At 43.8% G+C, this 2,634-nt stretch carries 4 protein-coding genes, 3 tRNA genes and 1 pseudogene; all 8 read right to left on the reverse strand.

The genetic code is table 11. The features are described 5' to 3' along the window. A partial coding sequence (locus QME03_RS05570) for a GTP-binding protein (RefSeq protein ID WP_281723735.1) occupies window positions 1-275 on the reverse strand: 275 nt, incomplete at its 3' end. Between the two features lie 67 nt (window positions 276-342). Next, window positions 343-414, reverse strand: a tRNA-Thr gene (locus QME03_RS05575). A gap of 9 nt (window positions 415-423) precedes the next feature. Next, a tRNA-Gly gene (locus QME03_RS05580) sits at window positions 424-496 on the reverse strand. 78 nt (window positions 497-574) lie between these two features. Further along, window positions 575-657 (reverse strand) — tRNA-Tyr (locus QME03_RS05585). A gap of 194 nt (window positions 658-851) precedes the next feature. Continuing rightward, window positions 852-1,151, reverse strand: coding sequence for a ribosome hibernation-promoting factor, HPF/YfiA family (gene hpf, locus QME03_RS05590; RefSeq protein WP_025815562.1), 300 nt, complete (start codon window positions 1,149-1,151; stop codon window positions 852-854). Between the two features lie 26 nt (window positions 1,152-1,177). Then, complete coding sequence (locus QME03_RS05595) at window positions 1,178-2,059, reverse strand: tyrosine-type recombinase/integrase (RefSeq protein ID WP_281723736.1); 882 nt, start codon at window positions 2,057-2,059, stop codon at window positions 1,178-1,180. A gap of 79 nt (window positions 2,060-2,138) precedes the next feature. Further along, a complete protein-coding gene (rpsU, locus tag QME03_RS05600; protein WP_009231228.1) occupies window positions 2,139-2,330 on the reverse strand; it encodes a 30S ribosomal protein S21 in 192 nt (63 codons plus the stop codon). 191 nt (window positions 2,331-2,521) lie between these two features. Then, window positions 2,522-2,634, reverse strand: a pseudogene (locus QME03_RS05605) (IS982 family transposase); the annotation flags it as partial.

The raw sequence follows: 2,634 nt of genomic DNA on the forward strand, positions 1-2,634 counted from the left end.
TTCACATAGTCGGCGTGACCCGGACAGTCTACGTGAGCATAGTGACGGTTAGCCGTTTCGTATTCAATATGAGCGGTGTTAATGGTGATACCACGCTCTTTTTCTTCAGGAGCGTTGTCAATTTGATCGAAAGACTTAACGTCTTCAGAACCGAAGCCCTTCTCATGGAGAACCTTAGAAATGGCAGCGGTCAAGGTGGTCTTACCGTGGTCTACGTGACCAATAGTACCAATGTTAACATGCGGTTTGGTACGCACAAATGTCTCTTTAGCCATAGCTTTGCTTTTTATTTATTAATTGATTTATCAAATGGTTTTCCAATGCAAAAAAGAACCGTGATAGAGCTGTAACTGAGAGTTGAACTCAGGACCTCTTCCTTACCAAGGAAGTGCTCTACCACTGAGCTATTACAGCATTGGTTAGAGCGGAAAACGGGGCTCAAACCCGCGACCCCCAGCTTGGAAGGCTAGTGCTCTATCAACTGAGCTATTTCCGCATGCTTGCATTCTCGCTCACTCTATCACATAAACAACGTTGCATTGTTCATTGCGAGAACGCTAAACTTCTACTGAAGTGGGTGGTGATGGATTCGAACCACCGAAGTCGAAAGACAGCAGATTTACAGTCTGCCCCATTTGGCCACTCTGGTAACCACCCTTGTTTTGCAATCGCCATAATTTTCATTTGGCGTTGCGCCTTATTAAACGTGTGTTTGTTTCTTGGCTTTTACTAAAACCTCGTTTGAGAGGTTTTGGCTTTGCAGCCGTCGTTCGAAACATGTAGCACTTGTTCTAAGACGGCTGCAAAGGTAGATATTATTTTTTATTCACCAAAACTTTTCCGCGTTTTTTTTAATGTTCGCGCTGTTTTTCCTTGATTTTCGTTAATTGAACCTTCAAAGAGTCTACACATTGGTCTACACTTTCCTCAAATGTATCGCATGTTTTTTCGGCAAAAGCGGTATTCCCGGGGAACGAAACCGTGATACTTGCTTGCTTGTTCATGGCAGTGGCTGGTTTAACCACCTTCAGCGACACGTCGGCTTTCTGCACTTGTTCGAAAGTTTTTTCCAGCTTCGACACTTTTTTCTCGATAAACGCCTGCAACTGTTCTGTTGCATCGAAATGAATCGCTTGAATTTTGATCTCCATAATATATCTCCTATTCTTTTAAAAGGTTAAGCCCTAGGATGGGCTTTATCGTATATTTTCTTTAGTTGTTCGAATGTGGTGTGCGTATATATCTCTGTTGTTGACAGGCTTTCGTGCCCCAAAAGTTTCTTTACGCTTTCCAATCCTGCTTCATTGTTTAGCATGGCGGTGGCAAATGTATGCCGCAGCACGTGTGGCGAACGTTTTTTCATCGACGTCACTTTGGCCAAACTTGCGCGAACGCTATTTTGTACGGCTCCACGCTTTACGCGTTGGCCTCGCTGGTCTACAAAGAAGGCTTTATCTTTGCGCACCACTTCGGCGTCGCGACGCGCTACATAGATTCTCAATCCCTCTTCCAACTCATCGGCAAAGGGAATTAACCGCTGTTTACTACCTTTTCCAAGCACTTTTATCACGCGCGTATCAAAGTCGACATTGTCATCATCCAGCCCAACCAGTTCGGCTAGACGCATTCCTGTTGAGTAAAACACCAGCACAATGATATAGGCCAATAGTTCGCGATAACTGTCTCCAACGGGCATATCATCAAGTAGGCGATTCATTTCCGACTCGCGCAAGAACTGTGGTAGTGGCCTACTTCGTTTGGGTCCAACAATCCCCCTTGCGGGATTTTTCGTTACATAGCCACGAGTTAGCCCAAAACGATAAAAAGAACGCAATGCACTCAATCTTCTTTGGATTGTAGTGGCACTGCATCCTTTATCCATCATGCTCTCCATCCAGTCACGGATTAGGTCGGCATCTACGGCCTCCCATGTGAGCAGAGTATCCTTATTTTTGAAAAATGCCTCAAAGGCACGCAGGTCGTCACCATAGCTTACTATGGTCAACTCCGAGCGATTAAGCTCGTACTGCAGGTAGTTCAAAAATTGTTCTGTTGTCATACTCATTGCTGACCAATAAAGGTATCAGGCAACGAATTTACACATTAAACTTCAAACCACCAAATTTTTCGGAGACAAATTATTCCTCCATGGTGCGGAGCTTCTGCACATACACGGCATGCTCCATCTTCAAGCGCTTCAGCACAGAGGGTTTGTCGTATTGTTGGCGAGCGCGGAGTTCCTTTACTACGCCAGTTTTTTCGAATTTTCTCTTGAACTTCTTAAGCGCTCTTTCGATGTTTTCACCATCTTTTACGGGTACAATAATCATGTCTTATTTTTTATTTTAATGTTTAACTTATTCTGTTTTTTGTGCAATGTCTACAAATTGCGGTGCAAAATTACATCATATTTTCCTAACAAACAAGTTTTTAGCACTTTTTTTATTGTTTCTGCTGTTCTCTGGGTTGCTCTTTGGGCGGTGTTTGGGGGGTTACCACTGGGGTTTGGGTTAATTAGTCCTCCCTTGTCGCCATAGATGTTACAGTCATGATAGACCAGTTTGACATCTTTCATATATTTGAGGTCATGCACGCTGGCCTTTGACAAGTCATAGGAGTGTATCACCCCACTTA

This window comes from Hoylesella shahii (assembly GCF_937990675.1).
GTDB lineage: Bacteria > Bacteroidota > Bacteroidia > Bacteroidales > Bacteroidaceae > Prevotella > Prevotella shahii.